Annotated in this window: 17 protein-coding genes; 7 read left to right on the forward strand and 10 right to left on the reverse strand. The window is 36.2% G+C overall.

Annotated features, from left to right (window positions below; genetic code table 11):
* The first annotated feature begins 774 nt into the window (after positions 1–774).
* From KRR19_RS11115 to KRR19_RS11125, 3 genes are all read left to right on the forward strand, one after another.
* On the forward strand, positions 775–2202 hold the full coding sequence (locus tag KRR19_RS11115) for a YhgE/Pip family protein (RefSeq protein ID WP_216733633.1): 1428 nt from the start codon (positions 775–777) through the stop codon (positions 2200–2202).
* 42 nt (positions 2203–2244) lie between these two features.
* Entirely contained in the window at positions 2245–2685 is a 441-nt protein-coding gene (locus KRR19_RS11120; RefSeq protein ID WP_002480109.1) for a MarR family winged helix-turn-helix transcriptional regulator, read from the forward strand.
* A gap of 164 nt (positions 2686–2849) precedes the next feature.
* Positions 2850–3851 (forward strand): NADP-dependent oxidoreductase, encoded by a 1002-nt coding sequence (locus tag KRR19_RS11125; RefSeq protein WP_216733638.1) that lies wholly within the window; start codon positions 2850–2852, stop codon positions 3849–3851.
* A gap of 88 nt (positions 3852–3939) precedes the next feature.
* Here the strand turns inward: KRR19_RS11125 and KRR19_RS11130 are convergent, their stop codons facing one another.
* A complete protein-coding gene (locus tag KRR19_RS11130) occupies positions 3940–4788 on the reverse strand; it encodes a CPBP family intramembrane glutamic endopeptidase (protein ID WP_002480107.1) in 849 nt (282 codons plus the stop codon).
* 311 nt (positions 4789–5099) lie between these two features.
* On the opposite strand from KRR19_RS11130, the gene mqo reads away from it, so the two are divergent.
* Complete coding sequence (mqo, locus tag KRR19_RS11135) at positions 5100–6587, forward strand: malate dehydrogenase (quinone) (protein ID WP_002480106.1); 1488 nt, start codon at positions 5100–5102, stop codon at positions 6585–6587.
* Between the two features lie 317 nt (positions 6588–6904).
* Here mqo and KRR19_RS11140 read toward each other — a convergent pair whose 3' ends face one another.
* Entirely contained in the window at positions 6905–7489 is a 585-nt protein-coding gene (locus KRR19_RS11140) for a hydantoinase/oxoprolinase N-terminal domain-containing protein (protein ID WP_002480105.1), read from the reverse strand.
* 882 nt (positions 7490–8371) lie between these two features.
* On the opposite strand from KRR19_RS11140, the gene putP reads away from it, so the two are divergent.
* Positions 8372–9916, forward strand: a complete 1545-nt coding sequence (gene putP, locus KRR19_RS11145) for a sodium/proline symporter PutP (protein ID WP_216733634.1) — start codon at positions 8372–8374, stop codon at positions 9914–9916.
* A gap of 217 nt (positions 9917–10133) precedes the next feature.
* Here putP and mbcS read toward each other — a convergent pair whose 3' ends face one another.
* Positions 10134–11717, reverse strand: a complete 1584-nt coding sequence (gene mbcS / locus KRR19_RS11150) for an acyl-CoA synthetase MbcS (RefSeq protein WP_002480103.1) — start codon at positions 11715–11717, stop codon at positions 10134–10136.
* A 211-nt stretch (positions 11718–11928) separates the two neighbouring features.
* Between mbcS and KRR19_RS11155 the strand changes: the two genes are divergently transcribed.
* On the forward strand, positions 11929–12762 hold the full coding sequence (locus KRR19_RS11155) for a sialate O-acetylesterase (protein WP_002480102.1): 834 nt from the start codon (positions 11929–11931) through the stop codon (positions 12760–12762).
* Positions 12763–12842: 80 nt separating this feature from the next.
* Here KRR19_RS11155 and nhaC read toward each other — a convergent pair whose 3' ends face one another.
* Complete coding sequence (nhaC, locus tag KRR19_RS11160) at positions 12843–14339, reverse strand: Na+/H+ antiporter NhaC (RefSeq protein ID WP_002480101.1); 1497 nt, start codon at positions 14337–14339, stop codon at positions 12843–12845.
* Between the two features lie 633 nt (positions 14340–14972).
* On the opposite strand from nhaC, the gene KRR19_RS11165 reads away from it, so the two are divergent.
* Positions 14973–15686 (forward strand): poly-gamma-glutamate hydrolase family protein, encoded by a 714-nt coding sequence (locus KRR19_RS11165; protein ID WP_002480100.1) that lies wholly within the window; start codon positions 14973–14975, stop codon positions 15684–15686.
* A gap of 82 nt (positions 15687–15768) precedes the next feature.
* Here KRR19_RS11165 and KRR19_RS11170 read toward each other — a convergent pair whose 3' ends face one another.
* The 6 genes from KRR19_RS11170 to pgsB form a co-directional block, all read right to left on the reverse strand.
* Positions 15769–18366, reverse strand: a complete 2598-nt coding sequence (locus tag KRR19_RS11170) for a YfhO family protein (protein WP_216733635.1) — start codon at positions 18364–18366, stop codon at positions 15769–15771.
* A 127-nt stretch (positions 18367–18493) separates the two neighbouring features.
* Positions 18494–20092, reverse strand: coding sequence for a gamma-glutamyltransferase (locus tag KRR19_RS11175; protein ID WP_002480098.1), 1599 nt, complete (start codon positions 20090–20092; stop codon positions 18494–18496).
* On the reverse strand, positions 20079–20255 hold the full coding sequence (locus KRR19_RS11180) for a hypothetical protein (RefSeq protein ID WP_002480097.1): 177 nt from the start codon (positions 20253–20255) through the stop codon (positions 20079–20081). The genes KRR19_RS11175 and KRR19_RS11180 overlap by 14 nt, the downstream gene beginning before the upstream one ends.
* The gene (locus KRR19_RS11185) at positions 20245–21315 is read right to left on the reverse strand and encodes a CapA family protein (RefSeq protein WP_002480096.1); all 1071 of its coding nucleotides are present in this window, start codon (positions 21313–21315) and stop codon (positions 20245–20247) included. The genes KRR19_RS11180 and KRR19_RS11185 overlap by 11 nt, the downstream gene beginning before the upstream one ends.
* A gap of 14 nt (positions 21316–21329) precedes the next feature.
* Positions 21330–21782, reverse strand: a complete 453-nt coding sequence (gene pgsC, locus KRR19_RS11190) for a poly-gamma-glutamate biosynthesis protein PgsC (RefSeq protein ID WP_002480095.1) — start codon at positions 21780–21782, stop codon at positions 21330–21332.
* A 2-nt stretch (positions 21783–21784) separates the two neighbouring features.
* Positions 21785–22942 (reverse strand): poly-gamma-glutamate synthase PgsB, encoded by a 1158-nt coding sequence (gene pgsB / locus KRR19_RS11195; protein ID WP_002480094.1) that lies wholly within the window; start codon positions 22940–22942, stop codon positions 21785–21787.
* Between the last annotated feature and the right edge of the window lie 132 nt (positions 22943–23074).

Genomic DNA, 23074 nt, shown 5'->3' on the forward strand with positions numbered 1-23074 from the left:
TTTAGCATACTATCACCTCATTATCTTATTACTATCATTATACAAGAAATGGGGAAAAGGTTATTATGTAAAATGTTAAAAAATAAAAAATGCCGACAAGTCCGTAGGACTTTGTCGACAGTCTGAGAACGTCTAAATAGTTAGACGTTCTTTTTTTCTTCAAAAAAATCAACTTCATTTTTGGTAGTTAATACTATAGCGTTCATTGCTTAGGATGTTTAAAACGTCCGACTATCCAAGCAATCAATGCTAATAACATTACACAAATAAAAAGAACGATATTGATATAACTTTTTATTATCTGATCAGGATTAAACAAGCTATTAAGTAACAATATTCCTGTAAGTATGATTAATAGATATTGAACGATGACATAGCGTTTCTTCATATTCAATCAGCACCTCTCTCTTTATATGCGTGATTAACTTTAAAATTAGAATAACATAAAATTGTTAAAATATGATTAAATAATTGAAGCGAGTGTGTAATGAATCATCTACCTTGTTTGAGTCATTTGAAATGAAGTCGATTTAAGTAAACATTATGAAAGCTTGTATATTTAAGAGTGAAAAGAAAAAGAGAAAAAATGTGTATTTTATTGTTGACAATCGTCAACAATGGGTTTAATATTAGAAAACGTACACAGGGTGTACCATTTAAAATAACAAATCAATAATGGAAAATAAATGCGTAAAAGTGTTGGGGTATCAAGCTTTTACGTTTTAAAAAGTATCATAGTACATGGGGTGTACTATAAAGGAGAAGGAGTTACTTATGTTTAATGAGTTAAAATTTATCAAAAATAATAAGATGTTAATTGTTGCGTTAATTGCGATTGGTTTATTACCTCTGATTTATGTAGCATTATTTGTGGGGTCAATTTGGAATCCATATGATAAGACAGACCAATTGAAAATATCTATTGTTAATGAAGATAAAGCAGCAACACTTCAAGGCAAGAAAATCAATATTGGAGACGAAGTCGTATCGAAACTTAAAGATAATAAAAAATTCGATTTCCAAGAAGTATCTATAGACACAGCGAAAAAACAATTAAAGAACGGCAAAGCTATCGGAACAATTATTATTCCAGAAGATGCATCTAAAAATGCGACAACATTATTAAATAAAAATCCAAAGAAAATTGAGTTAGAAACACAAGTGAACCCAGGTTCAAGTTATACAGGCAGTCAAGCGGCACAAAAAGCGATTGATACTGTAACCAAATCGATTCGCAATACAGTGCGTGCAGAATACTTAGATGAATTATTTGCGGCTAATAAACAATCTAAACAAGGTTATACAGATACATCGAAGGCTTTAGGACAAATGTCTCAAGCAGAAGGGCAATTAATTAATGGTAATGAACAGGTGACTGCAGGTTTAAAACAAATGGCACCTATGGCAGGCGCACAAGGTGAACAGTTAGTTCAAGGTAATGAACAAGTGACACAAGGCATACAACAGCTTCAACAAAATAATGAACAGCTTAAACAAAAAATTGATCAAGCAGTAGAAAAACAAACGAATGTCCATTTTGAAAATGAACAAGCATTGAATGATATTGAGAAAGTAACAGAAAACAATATCACTAAAGCAGATTACTATGGCGAAACAGTTTTACCTTATATGGCAAGTGTAGGTTTATTTGTAGGTGCTGTATCTTTTGCGGCAATTTATCCATTAACTAAAACATTACGTCAAGATGTCGCACCATGGAAACAATGGTTAGGTAAAGTGTTCTTATATGTCTTACAAGGTTCATTCAGTGCCATCATGTTAAGTCTATGGGTGAAATTCGGACTCGGTTTAGATATTGAAAACATAGGTAAGTTCTTAACAGTCATGTTCTTATGGGCAATTGCGGCAATCGCAGTAACTTCTTTACTCGTACTATTATTAGATCGTGTCGGTTTATTCTTAGCGATGTTATTGTTAGTACTGCAATTAAGCTCAAGTGAAGGAATGTTCCCGATTGAAATGTCAGCCGCATTCTTCCGTTTCATCCACCCATTCTCACCAATGTCATACGCGATTCAAGGCTTCCGTGAAGCCATCTTTACGAATGCAGGCCACTTTACTTTCGGTTTTGTAGCCGCAATCCTTACTGGTATTGCGTTAGGTGCGATGTTGATTCAATATCTAGTATTAATCTGGTTTAACAAACGTGGCAAACCACTATTCCAAATGAAATTCAACTAATGATAAAATGTGAGTGAAGCGCAATAAGTTGGAGGGACAATCATGAATGACGAAATGAAAGAAGCATTAACTAGATTTGATTTGAGTTTAATGAATATCAATAAATACATTTCAGATATGCTTCAAGAAACAGGATTGAAACATATGATTTCACGAGAGCAATTAGAAGCTTTAATTATGATCCGTTCTCATCGCAGATTAACGATTAATGAACTTGCTGACTTACAAGATATCTTTAAAACTGCAGCTTCTAAACGTATTCATAAACTAGAAAAAATGGGGCTGGTACAACAAGCAGCTTCAGATAATAAGCGTATTAAATTAATGGAAATGACTGATGAGGGCATTCAATTTTTAGAAGAAGTCAAAGAAAAAATGGCTTGGATTGTCAGTGAATGTTTAAAAGGACATTTCAGTACTGAGGAAATTGTGCAGTTTGTAGATAAACTTCAAGCCATTGAACAAACATTGAAACAACGTTAAATGAATAACGTAAGGTTAAGCACCGCTACACGATAGAGAGTGAAGCGGTGCTTTTATTTACGCTCAATGCATAGTCAACGTGGGGAGGCGGGTATAGAAGGATAACATTCATGTAAGAGATAAACGTTATAAGTACGAAGGAGTTGGAAAATATGTCAGAAACAATGAAGGCTATGGCTGTTCAAAAGTATGGGAAACAACCTGTTGAGATGATTGATTTACCTGTACCAGAGTCTGGTCCAGAAGAGGTCCTAGTACGTGTGAAAGCTGCTAGTGTGAATCCAGTAGATTTTAAAACACGTGATGGTGATTTAAAAGCAGTCGTGAAACATAAATTTCCGCTAGTACTCGGTAATGATTTGGCAGGCGTTGTGGAGAAAGTAGGGAAAGACGTTAGAAACTTTAAAGTCGGAGATAAGGTATACGGCCGACCTGGCAAAAATAATATGGGAACATTTGCGCAGTATTTTGCGATTAATCAGTATGATATTGCGTTGATGCCGAAGAACTTAGATTTTGTGGAAGCGACGAGTATTCCGTTAGTTGGTTTAACGAGCTATCAGGCTTTCCATGAAATCATGCATCTTAAAGCAGGAGATAAAGTGTTGGTTGAAGCGGGTTCAGGCGGTATTGGTACCTTTGCGATTCAATTAGGCCGTGTGATGGGCTTACATGTCGCGACGACTGTCAGTGAAAAAGGTGAATCCTTAGTTCGATCACTCGGCGCAGATGAAATTATTAATTATAAACAACAAAATTTCTGGGATGTCTTATCTAATTATGATGGGGTCTTTGATACGTTAGGTGGCAAAAACTTAGAAAAAGCCTTTACGATATTAAAACCAGGCGGATCTATTGCCTCACTAGTCGGACCGCCGACTATGAAATTCGCAGATACCTGGCATTTAAATTTAGCAAAACGTGCAGGTATTTGGTATTTGTCTCGTCATGTTCGTAAGCTTGCGAAAGCACATCATGTGTATTATGAATTCTTCTTAATGCATCCGAGTGATGCGCAATTACGTACAATTACGAACCTTATTGAAGAAGGCGAAATCAAACCTGTCATTGATAAGGTCTATCCATTCCATGATACGCAACGTGCACTCGATTATTCAGAACAAGGTCATGCGAAAGGTAAGATTGTGATTAAAGTGGAAGATTAATTGATAGATAACTGAATAACAAAAGGAGCAACCATTAAGGTGCTCCTTTTGTGTATACATATAGAATATTTAAATCAATCATAGCTCACTACATTAATAATAAACCGATAATAATCGCGATACTTGCGGTTCCGTTATTTAACGCATGGACCATATAGCTGTCCCAAAGATTGCGACGGCGTTGATAAGCAAGATAGAAACAAGCACCCATTCCCATATAAAGTAAGAAACCTACGATGTTGGTGCTGGCATGGTTGATTGAAAAAATAGCTGAAGAAATCAGCATCGGCAACCAGAATGAGAATCTAGAGAAAATCGTTTCTTTGAAAATACCTCTGAAGGTAATTTCTTCTAAAAATGGTCCGACAAATGTCAGATGGAACACGAATAAGATGAGTGCAATCACAATCATCGGATTTGTGAAGTCCTGTAGATGTTGAACTTGTTTTAACAGTAATTCATCATTTTCTGAACCTTGTTCACCAAAAACCACTGCCATGACGACAACACATAGTGCAGTCCAAATACGTGTGGCGATGAAATATAGAATATTCCAGGCAATGTCTACAAAACCAAGGGGTTTTAAACTTTCATAACCTTTTTTACGGTAATACCAGACGAGTAACCAGATAACTAGTGCTGACCAAATGACGTAGCCTACAATAATACCTGCGAATGCGAGCAGATTACCATGGGGATTCATAGCGACAAATCCGATTAAAAACATTGCGACAAGTGTTGGTGTCGTACATAAAAACATAAAGACAATCCATAAGATAATGTTGAGCCAACGTCTGCCTTTTGGACGTATGTTGTCAGGATGAGATCGCTTTGATTTTTTTCTGTTTGGTTCATGTGTTTCGTTAGGTGTTATGTAATGTTCAGGGTTGGTTGATTCATCGGTGTAGTAAATATAATCGTCATTTTGTTTAGACATGATGTGACTCCTCTCTTCATTTTAGAGTTCATAATTTCAGTCTATCATACGTTATTAAAAGACAGTGCATTATATCGTAAGTGATGTGATTTCATTCCTAATTGTTAAGTGCGTTATATTGCGTGTTGACAGTGAGAATGAATATCACTTATCATAAAAGTGTAACAAGTTACGCTTATTCGTTTTAAGCAAATAATTCATAAACATAATGTTTTAGTTTTTGTGTGAGATAGTTTAAGATAAATAAGTAAATCATTACGTCTTAAGTCATCAGATGACCGGACATTTAATTTGAGGAAGGTGGTTAAGAAATGAGTCAAGCAGAATCAAAAAACGTTATTTTGATTGGTGCAGGGGTATTAAGCACCACTTTTGGTTCATTTTTAAAAGAGATTCAACCTGACTGGAACATCAAGTTATTTGAACGCTTAGATGGTCCTGGGTTGGAAAGTTCTTATGATACAAGTAATGCTGGCACTGGGCATGCCGCATTATGTGAGTTGAACTATACGGTTGAACAACCAGATGGTTCAATTGATGTGGAAAAAGCGAAAGAAATTAATGAACAGTTTGAGATTTCAAAACAGTTCTGGTCACATTTAGTGAAAACGAATGCGATTGAAAACCCACGTGAGTTCATCACGCCATTACCACACATCAGTTTCGTTCAAGGTGTGAAAAATGTTCAATTCTTGAAGAAACGTTATGAAGCATTGAAAAATTTACCAATGTTCTCTGATATTGAGTACACTGAAGATCGTGATAAACTTGCGCAATGGATGCCTTTAATGATGGAAGGCCGTTCTCCACACTTAGCGATTGCGGCAAGTAAGATTGATAAAGGAACAGACGTTAACTTTGGTGAGTTAACACGTAAATTAGCTTCAAACTTAGAAACACATAACAATGCAGAACTTTTCTATCGTCACGAAGTAGTTGGATTCCAACAACGTGCTGATAAGAAATGGGAAGTAGAAGTACGTAACTTAGATACTGACAATGTTGAAACACATGTGGCAGACTATATCTTTATCGGTGCTGGTGGTGCCGCAATCCCATTACTTCAAAAAACACGTATTGAAGAAAGTAAAAACTTAGGCGGTTTCCCAATCAGTGGTGCATTCTTAGTATGTAATAAACCGGAAATTGTACAACAACACGATGCGAAAGTTTACGGTAAAGAGCCGCCAGGCACACCACCAATGACGGTACCGCATTTAGACCGTCGTTATGTACGTGGAAAAGAAAGTCTATTATTTGGACCATTCGCAGCAATCGGACCTAAATTCTTGAAACACGGTTCAAACTTAGACTTATTCCGTTCATTGAATCGTGATAACTTATTAACAATGGCAGCTGCTGGGGTTAAAAACTTATCACTTGTTAAATATTCAATCCAACAAATGTTGATGAAAAAAGAAGACCGTATGAAAGAATTACGTCGTTTCGTACCAGATGCGAAAGACGAAGATTGGGATTTACACATTGCAGGTAAACGTGTTCAAGTAATCAAAGATACACAAGAACATGGTCGCGGCTTTATCCAATTCGGTACAGAAGTCGTTCACTCTAAAGACCACACTGTAGTCGCAATGTTAGGTGAATCACCAGGGGCTTCAACTTCAGTATCAGTCGCATTAGAAATCATTGAACAAAACTTCCCTGACTACCTAGAACAATGGTCAGGCAAATTAAAAGAAATGATTCCATCTTATGGCGAATCATTAATTGAGGATACGAAGTTATTAAACAAAGTACGTAAAGCATCAGCGGATACTTTGAAATTAAATGAAAAATAAGCAATAACACAATAAAACAGTGCTTCCTTAAAGTAGGAGGTACTGCTTTTTTATACATAAGTATGGATTTCATAGTGGTATTGGATAGATAAGAGACAGACTGAGGTTTGTCTGAGGTGAGTAGAAGGGATGTCTAAAATTTATTGGCAGCACATTGTTGGAATTGTGTAGATTCCAGTTGGAATAAGCATAAGAAAACCATGTTTCATAACTGAGATGAAACATGGTTTTCCTATACCATTTATATATTTCATTTGATTAATACTCTAATAGAGTAAAGTCGATGTGTAGACTAAATAAGTTTCAAATGCTTTTGCTTAAGTTGTATGAAGGTGTTCAATTGATTCAGTAGAATATGTGACAGTAAATTCTGGATGATATTTATTGATATAGTATTTTGTTGCGCGTTCATGATCATTATTTTGATAGCTGTGTAAAAATGAAATCACAATTGCTTCTACGCCTTCAGTTTTAAAGTTGCGTATAATGTCTTCTACTTCATCGAAATCAAGACCATTAAGAATCTTGCCTTCATAGTTAATATGTTCTGAAACTTCTCTTCTTAAGTGACGTTGTATGAGAGGGATTGATTGTTGTAGCTGTGTGTTAAATAACTCTGGTTGAATGTCGCAAGCAGTTTTTAAAATTTTTCGGACACCTTCTGTAAGAATGATGCCTGTTTTAACACGCTTATTTTTTGTTAATGCCTGAACAGCTGTTGCTGTATGATTGATAAACTCTCGGATGGCTTCTAAATGTAGTTGACTTTGGCTAAGTAGTTTAACTATATCTTGATCACAGTGCTTTAATGTGTCTCTTGTCTTTCCTAAAATTAAATCTCTGTTATTATTTGATGCGTCTGATTCTGTTCTGGTGTCGCCTATACTTTTGGCTGTGCGCATAATAATAATGCTCCTTTCAGTTTTAGAAGTTCATCTATTTTAGGTACTACAACACATGATACTGTCATAAAAGATGTTGAGTTACTTTTGAGATAGTAAGTAACCATCTATTACTGTGCAATGCTCAATGACAGTATTTGTGTAATCCGGTTATATATTACCACAGTGTAAAATATTTTCAATTAGAATTCTGAATATTACAATTACTTTAAGTTTGTTAAGGGTTGAAATGAGGGCATTTTAGAAGGATAAATAAATTATATTAGAATTTGATTACAACTAGAAAACGCTGTCAAACGAAAAATTTTTGAAAATTTTTTTAGATTTCGCTGTAACCGTTGGTATTTAAGTGACGAACGCAGATAAAAAAATGTCTAAAATGGGCGAGAAAGTGGCTTTTTTGCCGACTTAAATTTGCGTAAAAATATCATTGTGTTAAGCTAAGAAACATCTTTGCTAAAAAGTTAAAAGCAATTTTTTGCAAGGGATAAAGGATTTCAGGTTAATATTTTAGTTAACTCAAATGTTCTTAATCTAAAAAGTAGGGTATATGAAAATATCTTAGTTAAAAAAAGCGGTATAAATACTATTTGATACAACGTTACATAAACAAAGGCATTTGCTTACGAAACTTGGGAGAATTGTTTTAGCTGCTTTTTTGAATAGATTAAGTACTTCATTAGGGGTAAGTATGTGGGGACATACTTTTAGAAGTTGTGCGCAATGAGTTAATTAAAATAAGATTTCAGGGTGAATGGGGAGTTATTCAAAGTCATCTTGGCTTTGTAACTTTGATTTAGATTCTGAACCTTGTCATTGCTATGCCTAAGAACGATCCGTACATTTTATTCCAAATAATTTGAAAGGATGTTTATTTTAGACATGTTTACTTTAGGAGCAACACTGAGACAACAGGTACACCCAGACTGGCAAACGTATATCATGATTGCTTTGTATTTCTTAATCTTATTAGTCATCGGCTACTATGGTTATAAGAAAGCAACAGGAAATGTCAGTGAATACATGCTGGGCGGCCGTAGCATTGGGCCATACGTAACGGCACTCTCCGCAGGGGCATCCGACATGAGTGGTTGGATGATCATGGGACTACCCGGTGAGGTCTATACTACTGGACTTTCAGCTGCGTGGCTTGCGATTGGTTTAACACTTGGTGCATATATCAACTACTTCGTAGTAGCACCGAGATTACGTGTATATACAGAACAAGCTGGTGATGCAATTACGTTGCCAGACTTCTTCAAGAATCGTCTTGCTGACCATTCTAACTTGATTAAAATTATTTCAGGAGGCATTATCGTCGTATTCTTTACCCTATACACACATGCGGGTATGGTATCAGGCGGTAAACTCTTCGACAGTGCATTCGGATTGGATTATCGTTTAGGATTAATCTTAATTTCAGTTATCGTTATCGCGTATACATTCTTTGGTGGATACTTAGCAGTATCACTGACTGACTTCTTCCAAGGTGTGATTATGCTGATTGCGATGATTATGGTTCCGATTGTCGAATTACTTAAATTAAATGGATTAGACACATTCAATACAGTAACAGATTTAAAACCGACAAACTTAGATTTATTCAAAGGGACAACAATTGTCGGAATTATCTCATTCTTCGCATGGGGCTTAGGTTACTTCGGTCAACCTCATATCATCGTGCGTTTCATGAGTATTAAAACTGTTAAACAATTAAGAACAGCACGTCGTTTTGGTATCGGCTGGATGGCTGTCAGCTTAATTGGAGCAGTATTCGTGGGCTTAATCGGTATCGCGTTTATTCAAGATAAAGGCGTTGAATTAAAAGACCCAGAAACATTATTTATTTTAATGAGTCAAATTTTATTCCACCCATTAGTCGGCGGTTTCTTACTCGCTGCAATCTTGGCTGCGATTATGAGTACAATTTCTTCTCAATTACTTGTAACATCAAGCTCATTGACTGAAGACTTCTACAAATTAATCCGTGGTGAAGAAGCTGCGAAGAAACATCAAAAAGAATTCTTATTAGTAGGTCGTTTATCAGTATTAGTTGTTGCGATTATTTCTATCGCAATTGCTTGGTCACCAAACGACACAATTTTAAACCTAGTAGGTAATGCATGGGCAGGTTTCGGTGCCGCATTCGGTCCACTTGTTGTAATGTCACTTTACTGGAAAGGTTTAAGTCGTACAGGTGCAATCAGTGGTATGATCGCTGGTGCAGTTGTTGTAATTTTATGGATTGTCTTCGCAAAACCATTAGGTGAAACAAATGACTTCTTCAACTTATATGAAATCATCCCTGGTGTGATTGCCAGTGTGTTAGTAACAATCATTGTTTCTAAATTCACGAAGAAACCGGATATAGACGTTTCAGGTGATATTGACCGTGTTAAAGCGGTAGTTAAAAAAGAAATGAGCTAAGTTACTATCATGCTTTAACTAGGATATGAAAGAACACTAATAATCTAATTGAATAGTAGAGAGATAGAGAAGCCTCTGAAGTGGCACACAAGTCACTTCAGAGGCTTTATTTTTGATTGCTATAACCCAGGAAATAAAAAGTATATTTTCTCTTTCCTTCATCCTTATAACATGAAAACATCCCCGCCGAATGACAGGGATGTAAGGTGTATTGCTTTTATTTTTTATTATATTTTTCGATTTCTGCTTCACGTAATTCAACACGACGGATTTTACCTGAATTAGTTTTTGGTAATTCTTCAACAAATTCAATCGCACGTGGATATTTATAAGGTGCGACATCGTATTTGACATAATTTTGAAGTTCTTTCACTAAGTCATCACTTGGTTCATAGCCATCTTGTAAGATAATGAAGGCTTTTACGATATTACCACGTAATTCATGTGGGCTTGCGACCACTGCACATTCTTTAACTGCAGGGTGTTTCGTTAATGAATCTTCCACTTCGAATGGTCCGATTGTGTAACCAGAGCTGATAATGATATCGTCTTTACGGCCTTCGAACCAGAAGTAGCCATCTTCATCAACTTTAGCTAAGTCGCCTGACATGAAATAGTTGCCGACGATACGTTCTTGTGTACGTTCAGGCTCTTTGAAGTAACCTTTGAACAATGCAGGTAAATCGACTGGAACAGCGATATTGCCGACTTCTCCGACTTCAGCTAAGTTACCTTCATCATCAATAATAGTGACTTCACTGCCAGGGATAGCTTTACCCATAGAACCAGGTTTACCTTTAACATCTTTTAATAAACCGATCACTAAAGTACTTTCTGTTTGACCGTAACCGTCACGTACTGTGATATCGAAAGTATCTTGGAATTTCTCAACAACTTCTTGGTTTAAAGGTTCTCCGGCTGATACAGCGTCATGAAGATGAGATAGGTCATAACTACCTAAATCTTGGAGTTTGGCCATAATACGGTACTCAGTCGGCGTACAGCAAAGTACGTTGATTTTGTATTTTTCGAGTAATTCTAAATAGACTGTGCCGTTGAAGCGACCATTAAACACAAAGGCTGTTGCGCCGGATGTCATTGTAGATAGGAATGGACTCCATACCCATTTTTGCCAACCAGGTGCGGCAGTGGCCCATACAATGTCACCTTCACTGATGTTCAACCAATGTTTCGGTGCCATCTGCATATGTGCGTAACCCCAGCCATGTGAGTGTACAACAGCTTTAGGATTGCCTGTTGTACCTGATGTATAAGGTAAGAAAGCGACGTCATCACGTTTTGTCGGTGTGATGTCTAATTCCTCACTCATTTCTTTTTTGCCTTCTTCGACATTAATCCAATCTTCTTTAGTATCCCCAATAATGAATTTTGTTAAGTCATCATATTCTTTTACGCCTTCAAATTCATCTGCCCCTGACGCAATAGACAAGACTGCATCGACTTCACCGTGTGTAATACGGTACTGCAAGTCTTTCGTTCTTAACATTTCAGATGCTGGGATTAAAGCGACACCTAATTTCAATGCCGCAATATAAACTTCATATGTTTCAATACTGCGTTCCATTTTAATGAGTAATGTATCACCTTTACGCAAACCATGTTGTTTAAATAAATTACCAATGCGATTTGCGCTGCGAATTAATTCATCATAAGTTACTTCTGTTGTTCCACCTGCATTATCTTCAAAGATGATCGCAACTTTTGATTTATCTTTTGCGTACTTCTCAATCTCAGAGACAATATTGAAATCTTCAGGTGCCACTAAATGGGGTTTATTCATTCTTTTACTCCTCCTAACACTAAAAGCACGTTCTGTTATTTTATTTTGAAAATAGAATACCACTCCATTCTATCAATCCTCAACTTATAAGATAAGCGAAGCGGTTTAAATTATTAAGGAAAACGTTTTCTTTTAAAAATTAATTCTACTTAAAGAATAGAAATACTTGTTATAATGAAACTGAATCAAACTATAGAAAGCAGGTATCATTATGAAATCCATTCTTTTATTGGGCCAATCCAATATGGCAGGCAGAGGCTTTCTAAATGAAGTTCCAGCCATTATTAATGAACATATCCATGTCTTAAGAAATGGCAGATGGCAAATGATGGGTGAACCGATTCACGCTGATAGACATTTAGCAGGTGTCGGTTTGGCGAGTGCGTTTGCGCAAGCTTGGTCAATCGACCATCCCAATGAATCTATCGGCTTAATCCCTTGTGCTGAAGGCGGCAGTGCTATTTCAGAATGGCAACCTGGAAGTGTACTCATGCGCCATGCACTTTCTGAAGCACGTTTTGCGCAAGAAACGAGTGAAATTATCGGTATCTTATGGCACCAAGGTGAAAACGACTGTAATCAGGATTTATATCAAGTGTATCAATCACAATTAAAAAATGTGATTGCACATGTCAGAAAGGAACTTGATCTGCCTCATGTACCTTTCATCATAGGTGGGTTAGATCATTTAACACATGCAGAAGGTTTCAGTCGTACTTTGACACAACATGCAGAAATCAACCATATTTTACAAACTATGCCGCAACAAGTGCCAGACACATACTTTGTCACTTCAAAAGGGTTAACAATGAATCCAGACGGTATTCATTTTAATGCACAATCATTAAGAAGATTCGGCTTGCGTTATTATGAAGTGTTTAAAACGTTAACGTCATTATACGAACCGTTAAAAGACGAAGCGACATGTGTTGAAGCCTTATATGAACGTCCGCTATCTAAAAATGAACAAATGCGTGTTGAATATGAAAAGTTAGCGACAGGTCAAATATCATTTGAAACGTTTAGCGAACGTCTTAAATCATAGAAAACAGAATGCACCCTCGTGTCATCAACACGAGGGTGTTAAACTATCTGTTATTAGATTTCTAAAAATTCAAATAATTTTTATGCTAAGTTCGTATCGTTAGGCAAAGTGGCTTTCTTTTTTCTAGCTTTCACACCTTCACGTTTATCTTTCGGCAACTTCACAATCTTATAACCTGTGTATGCGAAGATAATAGAAATGATTGGTACTAAGAAGTTTAAGAATGCGAATGGCGCATACTGCATTACGCCGACACCTAATGTTGATGCGATAAACACACCACATGTGTTCCATGGTACGAAGACAGAAGTCAGTGTACCGCCATCCTCTAACGCACGTGATAAGTTCTTAGGATGTAAACCTTTATCCGCAAAAGTTTGTGCATACATACGTCCTGGTACAATAATAGAAATATATTGTTCAGAACAAGTGAAGTTTGTACCGATACAAGATAGAATCACTGATGTTAATAATGAACCTGTATTCTTTGCCCAACGTAAGATGATGCTAATGAGTGAATCTAACATACCTGAATATTCTAAGACACCACCGAATGTCATTGCGACGAGTGTCAGTGAAATTGTATAGAACATAGATTCTAAACCACCACGGTTAAATAACTCATCCACCATCTTATTGCCTGACTCCATTGTATAACCTGTTTGAAGTGCAGTCAGTGCTTCTGTTAAAGAACCGCCTTGTACAAAAATTTGTGCGAAGAATCCTAAGATAATACCAGCACAAATGGCAGGAATGGCAGGTACTTTAAACATTACTAATACAATAACAGCTAAAGGAATTAACAATAACCAAGGTGAAATCACAAATTCATTCTGCATCGTTGATAGAATTTTCTCAATATTTTTAGCGTCGAAATTACGATTACCATACTGCATCCCAATAATAAAGAATGCGATGAGTGAAATCACAAGTGCTGGGATTGTTGTATAAGTCATATGTTTAATATGTTCGAATAAATCTACTTTCGTTAATCCTGATGCTAAGTTTGTTGTATCAGAGAGTGGACTCATTTTATCTCCAAAATATGAGCCTGAGATGACAGCGCCTGCTACCATACCTGGGTTAATTCCCATACTCATTCCAATCCCCATTGAAGCAACCCCCACAGTTGCCATGGTAGACCAAGAACTTCCGATTGCTAATGCGACAATACCACACAGTAAGACGACTACTGCTAAGAAGAAACGTGGATCAATCAACTGTAGACCATAATAAATCATTGTCGCAACGACACCGCTGCCAATCCATGATCCGATAATCAATCCGACTAAAATAATGATGACAATCGCAGGTAAAGCATGTCTGATCCCCTTATACATCATCTGCTCGACATCGTCGAACTTATAGCCATGCAACATTGTAACCCCGATAGCCACTGCTGTCCCAATCATCAGTGGAATATGTGGTTCTTTCTTTAATACTGCGACTGTAAATAACATGACCGCTATCATTAACCCCAATGTAAATAATGACGGCCAAATTCCTATGGCTTTTGGTTTCTTTTCATTTTGTGCTTGTTGTTCTACGTTTTGCCCATTTTTCTCTTCTCCTTGCATATATAAACCAGCCCCTTTTTATATCTTTAGTGTCATAATACATAAAAATGAAATCGCTTTCAACAAACAATTGACAGACAAAATGCTTGAACTCACCCTCTTTTTGTCTTTTCTGAAAATACAATGTCATTTCAGAAAGTGCTACAAAGTAAGTCATACCAACTGTTTTGATAATTCTGACAACTTAAATTACACATTCATTTTACCGATAATTTAAGTATAGAAAAAAATTAAAAAAATTTAAAATGCAGTTGCGAAATCGTCGATTAACGCAGCAGCACTTTAATGAAGTGAATCACAGGAGATATGTCATTAGTTATTACTACCCTTAAATTATAAATTTAAAGCAAATTGCATAAAAATGTAGGATAAAATGTTAAGGTTAAACTAGCTTGAGAAAATTAACTGTATTAAAAAAGCCATGCTAAATTTTATTTTGCTCAATTGCTTTACCGGATTTAATATTTAATTAAGATTATAATGTTTTCACAAAAAATATGATTAAATTATTTCAAGAAGGTTACACTGTTACTAAAGGGATTAATAAGTATGGATAAGCTTAAAGCGGAAATTAAGTGAACTTAGGAAAGGAGATAATTATATAGAAAGAGCGATAAAAAGAGGTGTTGTAGAATGAGAAAGATAAAGAATCCGATATTGATTTCAGCGAGTGTGGTTTCGATAGCTATGGTTAGTTTGTTGACATTATCTCCAGTAACGTTCAGTGCTTCAGATAAATATCAATCGATGACGCAACTGCAACAAGCTACACAAGAGGGTAAAGATTGGACGATCAAAACAAGTAAGGGCACAAATGATACACTTATCGTTGCACCACATGGCGGTGGTATTGAACCAGGTACAAGTGAAATCGCATATGAAATTGCGAATAAAAATAATGCGAGTTACTACACATTTAAAGGTATTCGTCCAATAAATAATAAAGAACTGCATGTCACATCCGCAAATTATGATGAACCTAAAGCACAAGCCATGGTTCATGAGTCGAAAAAGACAGTGACTATTCATAAAACAGCACGTTCTGGTAATGATATCTATGTAGGAGGACGAGATGATGCTTTACGAGAACGCATCACTACGTCGTTAAGATCAGAAGGTTTTGATGTCACAGAAGCGACAGGTAATATTGCAGGGCGTAATTTAAATAATATTACGAATCAAAACCAACAAAAAGCAGGGGTACAAATTGAGTTGAATAATCAATTTGCGAACCAATTCTTTAAAAATAGCGATGCATCTCGTCCAAGCCGTGAAAATCCGGCAAATTGGACAGACCGTATGTCTGCATTCACTGACAGTATTAATAGCGCTTTGAATGAGTCTTAAAAAGTTAATGAATATGTATAAAGAAGCAGCGGCACCTTTTAGGCCGCTGCTTCTTTAGTGAATCATTCGATATTAAATGAAGTTATTTAGTTTTATGACGAACAAACCGAGTAAAGCCGATAGCCAGAATCAGTCCAATACCACTAAGGATTAAAAGTGGATAAAGATAAGGTGGTGTGTAAGAAAGCTGAATGTGTTTTTGACCTTTTTTAACAGGAATGACTGTTTCAATACCATTACCTTTTTTCACTTCTGCTTCTTTACCATCAATTGTCGCATGTATACCTTTTTCATAAGGTGTCGGGATGACTAAATAACCATGATCTTGTGGTTGTTTTGTAAAGGTATAGCCGTGAGATGTAGGTTTGATTTTGACACGGTCAACTGAGCGTGATGCAGTTTTCAATGCTTGATAATCTTCACCGTAGACACCTTTAAGTTTATAACGGTAATTTCCTTTAGGTAAGTTTAATCGCACTTTATCATCGGCTTTGATACGAATAGTTAATGGATTAACCACACGACGATAAGAGTAACCGAGTGAACTGCGGTTTTGCGTGAATTCATTTAGTTTAACTCGGTGTGGTTTATCTGGTGACTGTAGCTCGAGTTCAATTTCAAAATATAAATCTTTATATTTATCAGTCATTGATTTTGGAAGGGTATAATCAATGCCGCCATTTTTCTCTTTAACTTTTAAGGTTTTGTCTGTTTTATTCCAGCGTGCATCATCAGCTTCTTCCTGGATTTGGTCTTTATAGTTGATGTTATGTTCTGTTTTGTGAGTCGCTGGTGTAGCGTCATCTAGGACGACACCTTTTAACATCGCATGTTCTTTCTCAATCGGTGTTTTTAATTTTTTATTATCATAAACTTTATCTGTGATGTGGGTAGCAGGGTAATCAATCGTTGATGATGAATGTTCGTATTTATTTTTCTTTCCTTTAATTGTGGATTGCGGTTCAAAGCCATAAGGGCGGTTGTGGTCGATTGGGTTTTTGAAGCGGTCTTGTACGTTCCACAATGCCATTAAGTTCGCGCGATTACCTAAAAAGCGATAGTTACTATTTTTATCAATCGGCTGTGCAATCTGCATTGTTTTGTCATAGTAATTTAAAATATCTCCATTAAACAGACTAGAGTATAGTGCGATTCCTCTAAAGCCATAAATTAAAGGTGAGTTTTGTGCAGGGAATGAGAGATATTCAATACGACTGAATGGATCTTTCTCTCGTTGCAACTGATCAAATTTATGTTGCAGTTTAGCATTGTTGTAATTGTCTTCTTTCATAGAAGCAATCGGACGTTCATAAATAGACATATGTGTATCATGATAATTTTGTATCATTACCAATTGTTGAATGAATACCAGTAAAACAATTGCGATGTTGGTGGCTTTTCGCTTCAACAAGTGTGGTTGATACAAACAGATAAATAGGAAAATTATTAATATCAGTGTGACCCACATCCATGTATTATTACCGTCGTATTGTGTATACATATATAACATGACAACGACACAGCCAAGGGCTGTATATAGGTATTGCTTGATAGAGACTTCAGAAAGATGAAGTAAGAATAACGCAATCAAGACACTGGATGAAAGTCCTAAAATATATACCCATCTGCGTGCAGGCAATGAAAAGCCATTAAAGAAACTATCGAAATAAGGTGTTAGTGATCCTATCAGCATAATCCAAGTTAAAATCGCAAATAAGCGATAGAAATAATGCTTATATAATCTAAATGCAAATAAGGCGATGAATGTCAGTGTTGAAATTGTGATGTAAAAGCCGTCAGAAAACATATGATATTTTTCTTTGAAATCAATGAGTAATGAAAGTGTTAAGTTTGGATTGATTTGACGGTCATTAGCCATAACTGCTGAAACGCCTGTATAAAAACCGAGACTTGCGATCATTAAACTGAGTACTGCCGCAATAATTAAAAGATAAAGCTTCTGTACGCGTTGGACAATGTCTTTATGGTATGGCCAAATAATGCGATATAAAGTATAAAAGCTTAGAATAATAAACTCATAATAACTGAAGTAGAAATTAGAGAATAACGTGACCGCAATCGCAAAGATAAATAAACCGATTTTGCGCGCTTGAAAGAAACGTTCTAAGCCTAATAACGATAACGGCAACAAGATTAGTACGTCACCATAAAATGACCAGGTAAAGTTAAAGTAAATCGTCACTACAGAAATTGCATACATTAACGTTGCAAGTATGACGAAGAAACGGTTGGAATTAAGGTATCTAAAGAAATAGATACTTGTTAAGACTGTGAATACTACACGAATATAACTCAAGAAAATCTGGTTGGCAGCCCAAAATTGTATACTGTGCGCAGGCAGATTAAAGAGTTGTTCACCAATATATACGATGCCGAAGTATAGCAATAATAAAGGTGACGTTGCGTAGTAATAAGATAAGCCTTTTGTATAATCTCCGCCTAAGCCGAATGAAACATCATAAAAGCTTCTGAAGTGTGTGTATTGATGATATAAATACTTTTGGAAAGGAACTAACTGTGAAAACCCATCGCCTTTACTAATGAACGCAATGCCTTTTGCCGCATTCATAAAGAAAGGAATAAAAACTAGTGTAGTTAGTGCAATACTCAAGAGTAAAATCAATAGAAAACGTTTGAGCATGGGATGATCGCGTCGCATTATGTTCAGCCTCCTTTAGTCAATAGATTTTTAAAGAAATGAGGACTGAGATAACTTTTATGTCGTCATCTCAGTCCCTTGTTTGTGATGGGTTTAACTTTACAATTGATACAGCAATAAATTCACATTATCTTACTTCAACATCATGTCCTGTTTCTGTTTTCTTGTCTTTCTTGAAGTAAGTTGCACCTTGGAAACTGCCGAAGTTTGGATTGTCTGCGCTGTTTTTAGGATTGTAACCTAAGTCTTTAATCGTCTTAAGGTCTTGGTCGCTCATGCCGTCTTCATAATAGACATCTTTGCCGTCATTATAGAAGCGCGGCTTATCAATTGTTTCTTGCAGTGAATCTTTACCGCGTAAGTAATTAGATAAGTTTTCTTGCATAAGAGTCGGTACTTTATTACCACCTGGTGTACCGCCGCCGAAGTAATAATCTTTACCAACCACAATGGTAGGTGAGATGAATGAACGCGGTGATTTATGTTTGTCACCATGGTTATCACTATCTGGTGAATCTGAGAAACGTTTTAAAGCATTGTTCATAAAGAAACCTTGCTTCGTATAAGCGCCAGAACCGAAGAAGTTGTTGAGTGTGTTTGTTGAGCTTGTCATGCGGCCTTGTTTATCAACAACTACAAAGTGTGAACCAGCTGTATTCACTTGTCCTTGTAAACCGAATTGATTTTTAATGTTCTTGTACTTTTCAGCACGTTTTAATAAATAATGATCTCCTGTATGTTTAGTGTCATTTTTTGCTTGATCATTGATTAAATATCTATTTTTAAAGTTTACATTTCTTGCTTCGATAACACTTTCAATAAAGTCATTTCGTTTTTCTTCACCTAAGTTGCCGTTGATAGACTGATCAATTTTCAGACCTTGAAGTGTCAGCATACCGCTGGTTGGGTTAGGTGATGTATAGACTTGGTTATTCAGATAGTTAGTTGAAAGTGGTTGTTTCGTTTGTGTTTTATAGTCAGTGAAATCTTTCTCGCTTAAATGACTCCCGCTTTGTTTAGCAATGCTTGGTCCTTGTGTTTTATAGAAATAATCTGGACCGTGATCTCTAATCCCTTTTAATGTTTTAGCTAAAGCTTCTTGTTTAACGACGTCGCCATTTTGTACGACTTGGTCCTCTTTTTTAAAGAAAGGTGAGTTGTTATCTAAGTTCCCACTATATTTAGAAAGGAGTTTTGCAAGGTCAGTGTTGACTTGGAATCCGTCCTCAGCAAGTGGAATAACATAGTTTAAGATTTTCTTTTCACTCATATGACCTTCTTTTTCGTGCATGTCATGCATACCTTGAACAAAACCAGGTACACCGACTTCGTCGCCTTTTTGATAGTTATAGCCAGAAACTGTGTTGTAGTCATAGACAGTAGGTTTGGACCCCTTTTTTCCATCATACGTCAATGACGTACCTTCACCGCCGAGTCCTGCAGCGTAAGGTTCAGTAACTGCTAAAGTATAAGCAACACCGTAAGCTGCGTCGGCTGAGTTCCCGCCTTCTTGAATAATTTTATTTCCGACAGCTCTCGCAATTTTATTGTTCGTTGCGACACCGTATTTCTTTTTAGCGTCTTTATGATTTTGAGAGGCTAATTTATTTTCATAAAGTTCATCTTTATCGACTTGGTCTTCTTTATTTACAAAGTAGAAGACAGTAGATACCAGCAATGTGATGATAAATATAACTGTCAGTACCTTTTTACTATAAATGTTCATGGAAGGTATGACCTCCATTGAAAGACACGTGTTTTTCAGTTTTTAAATCATGTTTTTCATATTTATCTAAAGGTTCATTCGCATTGCTGAGAATAATCATTAAGAAAATGCTGGCGATGATCAATACAATAGCCGCATATAATAAGTAATTCTTAATTTTCATAATAGTAGCCTCCTTTAGTATCTTTAAGTTTGATGGATGGGTGAGAAATACGATTTTTTAATTTTGTTTTTTCTATGACGTTCATATTATCTTTGGTGATTTTATCTCCTGAAGTCTTAATCGGTGTAATCATGAAGTCACTGCGATTTCCATCCCATGATTGTTGAACCGCTAAGCCTTTTTTATTCTCAGATAAGAAATCATCTGAAGTGACATTACCTAAACTGTAGAAGATTGGTGTATTTTGATGTTCTTCAATTTTTTGAATCACTGTATTATGGCCTAAGACCACATCAGCACCTGCTTCTGCTAGGGCGTGACCGTAAGTCTTCTGACGGCTTGTGACATGTGGTTCATCTGGAATACCCCAGTCTACATTGACAACAACCATGTCATTTTCTTCTTTAAGTTTTTTAACTAATGGAACAAAGATTTTCGGATCTAAAGCGATAGATGTTGTGGCTTTATTCGCATTCGTATATTTTGAGTTGATGTCTGTAAATGACACAGTCGCAATTTTCTTACCATGAATCGTCTTATGAGATACTTTACTGTTTAATGGGTTTGAACCATTACCGGTTAAAAAGTTATAACCGTATTTTTGATTGGCTTGTTTTTCAATTTGTTTCATATCTGCGAGGTCTACTGCGTTGTTGGTCAAATTAAGATTTGTAAAGCCAAGTGATTTCATAAATGCGATATTATCTAAGTTCTTTTTGACGTTCTTAGATGGATTTTTAGATACGCGATTGATATTCAAGCTAGTTGAAGCATAATCACTTTCTTTAATGATGCTGTGAATGGGGTCGAACATATCATCTAAGTCACTTTGTCTGATGTATTTATTCAAATTGACATTACCGAAGTAAGCTAAGTGAATATCATCTTTATGTTTAGCGAAGACATCGACCTTATGTGTTTTAGCAGTGGCCATGAGCGTTATGAGTAGTATCAGCGCAACGATAGACACAACTAACATGTATTTAGAATTATGCTTCTTTTGATTTTTGGATTTCTTTAAAATCCAATTCTCTATATTGAAACGTTGCTTGTTAGCCATACTCTAACTCCTTCTTATTTGATAAAGCTATATGCGAATAACACGACGTACGTGATACAAGTCAGCAGCATACATGAAGCTAACGTAGTGATTGTACCTTGTTTTTGAATGGTATTCGCGATAATGCCTGGAATGACAATACCGATACCGGATATCTGCACGACCTCAAAGGGGGTCAGTGGATATATCAAGTCAAAAACGAATTTTATAATCATGCCGGTTAAAATCATTGCGGCGAACTTTCTACGTCCATAAAGTAAAGCAACTTTACTAATACCGTGTGCCACAATGAAGTATGTCAGACAGCTGATAATCAGTACTGACAGCAACATAATAGGTTGATCAAATATTAAAGCTAAATAACCAGGTACTACGAGCCCTGCAGGATTGATACCGAATTTCTCAGCGAATATCAAGCTGAGTACGATACCTACAAATAATGAGAAATACAGCTCTGAACCTACCAAAATTAATCCATCCCTTCTAATAAATTCACGACTTTCTTGCCGTTACCATGAATATTACCGACACAAAAAACTAGTGCCGATTTGGATTCCTCATAGATTGCTTGTTCTACTTCTTCGAAAGGTCTTCCTTCAAAGTTCAAGTATTTTTTATCTGGTTGAGATTTCATGACTTCTGTCACAAGCTGCGTACTCTTGCCGACACAAATCAACGTGTCGAAGTCTACGTCAGTAATGAAATCTTCAGCAAAGAGTTTTGTTCTATCTAAACGGTCACCACGACAATTCAAAATAATGACTTTCTTTTCATAGGGATATTTGTAGTCGATTACTTTTTGGAGAATCGCTTTAGATGACTGAGGTTCGTTTGCGGCGAAGGCATTAACGAAGATGTTCTTAGTATCGTTCTTATGATAGTAGTGTATATGTACTGCGCCACTATCAGGCGGTGCGTTCAACATACCTTCAATTGCGACATCTGGATTGGCGCCGATTGCTTTTGCGACACCCATCGCAATCGCGACATTGTCAGGGAAGACGATATAGTCGAATTTTCTAAGTAAATCTTCTTCAACTTTATCTCTGTCCACGACAATCGTTTCAGTGTTGCGTTTATCTGCGACTTTCTTAAAGAAGTCTGTGTAATCGTCTTTCATGATGACAAGTTTTCCGTTATAAGGAATTGTTGCGGTAAATGCTTCTGCCACTTCATCTAATGTCGGACCTAAAGTTTCCATATGGTCTTCCATGACATTGACAATGACACCCACATTCGCCTTTAACAGCTTTTCTTGAAAGACGATTTGATAGTCTGGATTGACGGCCATACATTCATTGACGATGGCTTTACCTTTGTTGTCGATGACATTCTGCAAAATATCCTTTTGCTCTCCGATGTTCGGGCCTTGAGGTTTACGAACGACTGGATACTCTTCTTCATCAAACCAATACAGCATTCGGGCATCAGTTCCTGTTGTTTTACCAATAACTTGGTAGTTATCTTCTCGTAAGATGCCGTAGATTAATCGAGTAATGGTGGACTTACCGCGAATACCGTTAATGTTGATACGTATCGGGATCTGTTTGATACGTTTTCTATGTACATGCATTTCACGAATGCCAAGTACTAAAATCAATGCGGAAAATATGATTACTAATAACAAAATTTTCACCTCGTTTTTTTATCCCCGAACAGATTAACATATCAAATATTAAAAAAATCTAATTTTACTAAAATGTAAGAATGTTTATTATTTGTTAGAAAAATGTAATAGATTTTAGTTAAAACCTATCAA

This window comes from Staphylococcus sp. CWZ226 (assembly GCF_018986355.1).
Classification (GTDB): domain Bacteria; phylum Bacillota; class Bacilli; order Staphylococcales; family Staphylococcaceae; genus Staphylococcus; species Staphylococcus simulans.

What these genes read in the sequence shown, in the direction of transcription:
- KRR19_RS11185 (WP_002480096.1), bottom strand. Translation starts at nt 21,315, where the DNA reads ATGGCTAACAAGCAACGTTTCAATATAGAGAATTGGATTTTAAAGAAA.
- KRR19_RS11165 (WP_002480100.1), top strand. Translation starts at nt 14,973, where the DNA reads ATGAGAAAGATAAAGAATCCGATATTGATTTCAGCGAGTGTGGTTTCG.
- mbcS (WP_002480103.1), bottom strand. Translation starts at nt 11,717, where the DNA reads ATGAATAAACCCCATTTAGTGGCACCTGAAGATTTCAATATTGTCTCT.
- nhaC (WP_002480101.1), bottom strand. Translation starts at nt 14,339, where the DNA reads ATGCAAGGAGAAGAGAAAAATGGGCAAAACGTAGAACAACAAGCACAA.
- KRR19_RS11155 (WP_002480102.1), top strand. Translation starts at nt 11,929, where the DNA reads ATGAAATCCATTCTTTTATTGGGCCAATCCAATATGGCAGGCAGAGGC.
- KRR19_RS11180 (WP_002480097.1), bottom strand. Translation starts at nt 20,255, where the DNA reads ATGAAAATTAAGAATTACTTATTATATGCGGCTATTGTATTGATCATC.
- putP (WP_216733634.1), top strand. Translation starts at nt 8,372, where the DNA reads ATGTTTACTTTAGGAGCAACACTGAGACAACAGGTACACCCAGACTGG.
- KRR19_RS11130 (WP_002480107.1), bottom strand. Translation starts at nt 4,788, where the DNA reads ATGTCTAAACAAAATGACGATTATATTTACTACACCGATGAATCAACC.
- KRR19_RS11140 (WP_002480105.1), bottom strand. Translation starts at nt 7,489, where the DNA reads ATGCGCACAGCCAAAAGTATAGGCGACACCAGAACAGAATCAGACGCA.
- KRR19_RS11115 (WP_216733633.1), top strand. Translation starts at nt 775, where the DNA reads ATGTTTAATGAGTTAAAATTTATCAAAAATAATAAGATGTTAATTGTT.
- KRR19_RS11125 (WP_216733638.1), top strand. Translation starts at nt 2,850, where the DNA reads ATGAAGGCTATGGCTGTTCAAAAGTATGGGAAACAACCTGTTGAGATG.
- KRR19_RS11175 (WP_002480098.1), bottom strand. Translation starts at nt 20,092, where the DNA reads ATGAACATTTATAGTAAAAAGGTACTGACAGTTATATTTATCATCACA.
- KRR19_RS11170 (WP_216733635.1), bottom strand. Translation starts at nt 18,366, where the DNA reads ATGCGACGCGATCATCCCATGCTCAAACGTTTTCTATTGATTTTACTC.
- KRR19_RS11120 (WP_002480109.1), top strand. Translation starts at nt 2,245, where the DNA reads ATGAATGACGAAATGAAAGAAGCATTAACTAGATTTGATTTGAGTTTA.
- mqo (WP_002480106.1), top strand. Translation starts at nt 5,100, where the DNA reads ATGAGTCAAGCAGAATCAAAAAACGTTATTTTGATTGGTGCAGGGGTA.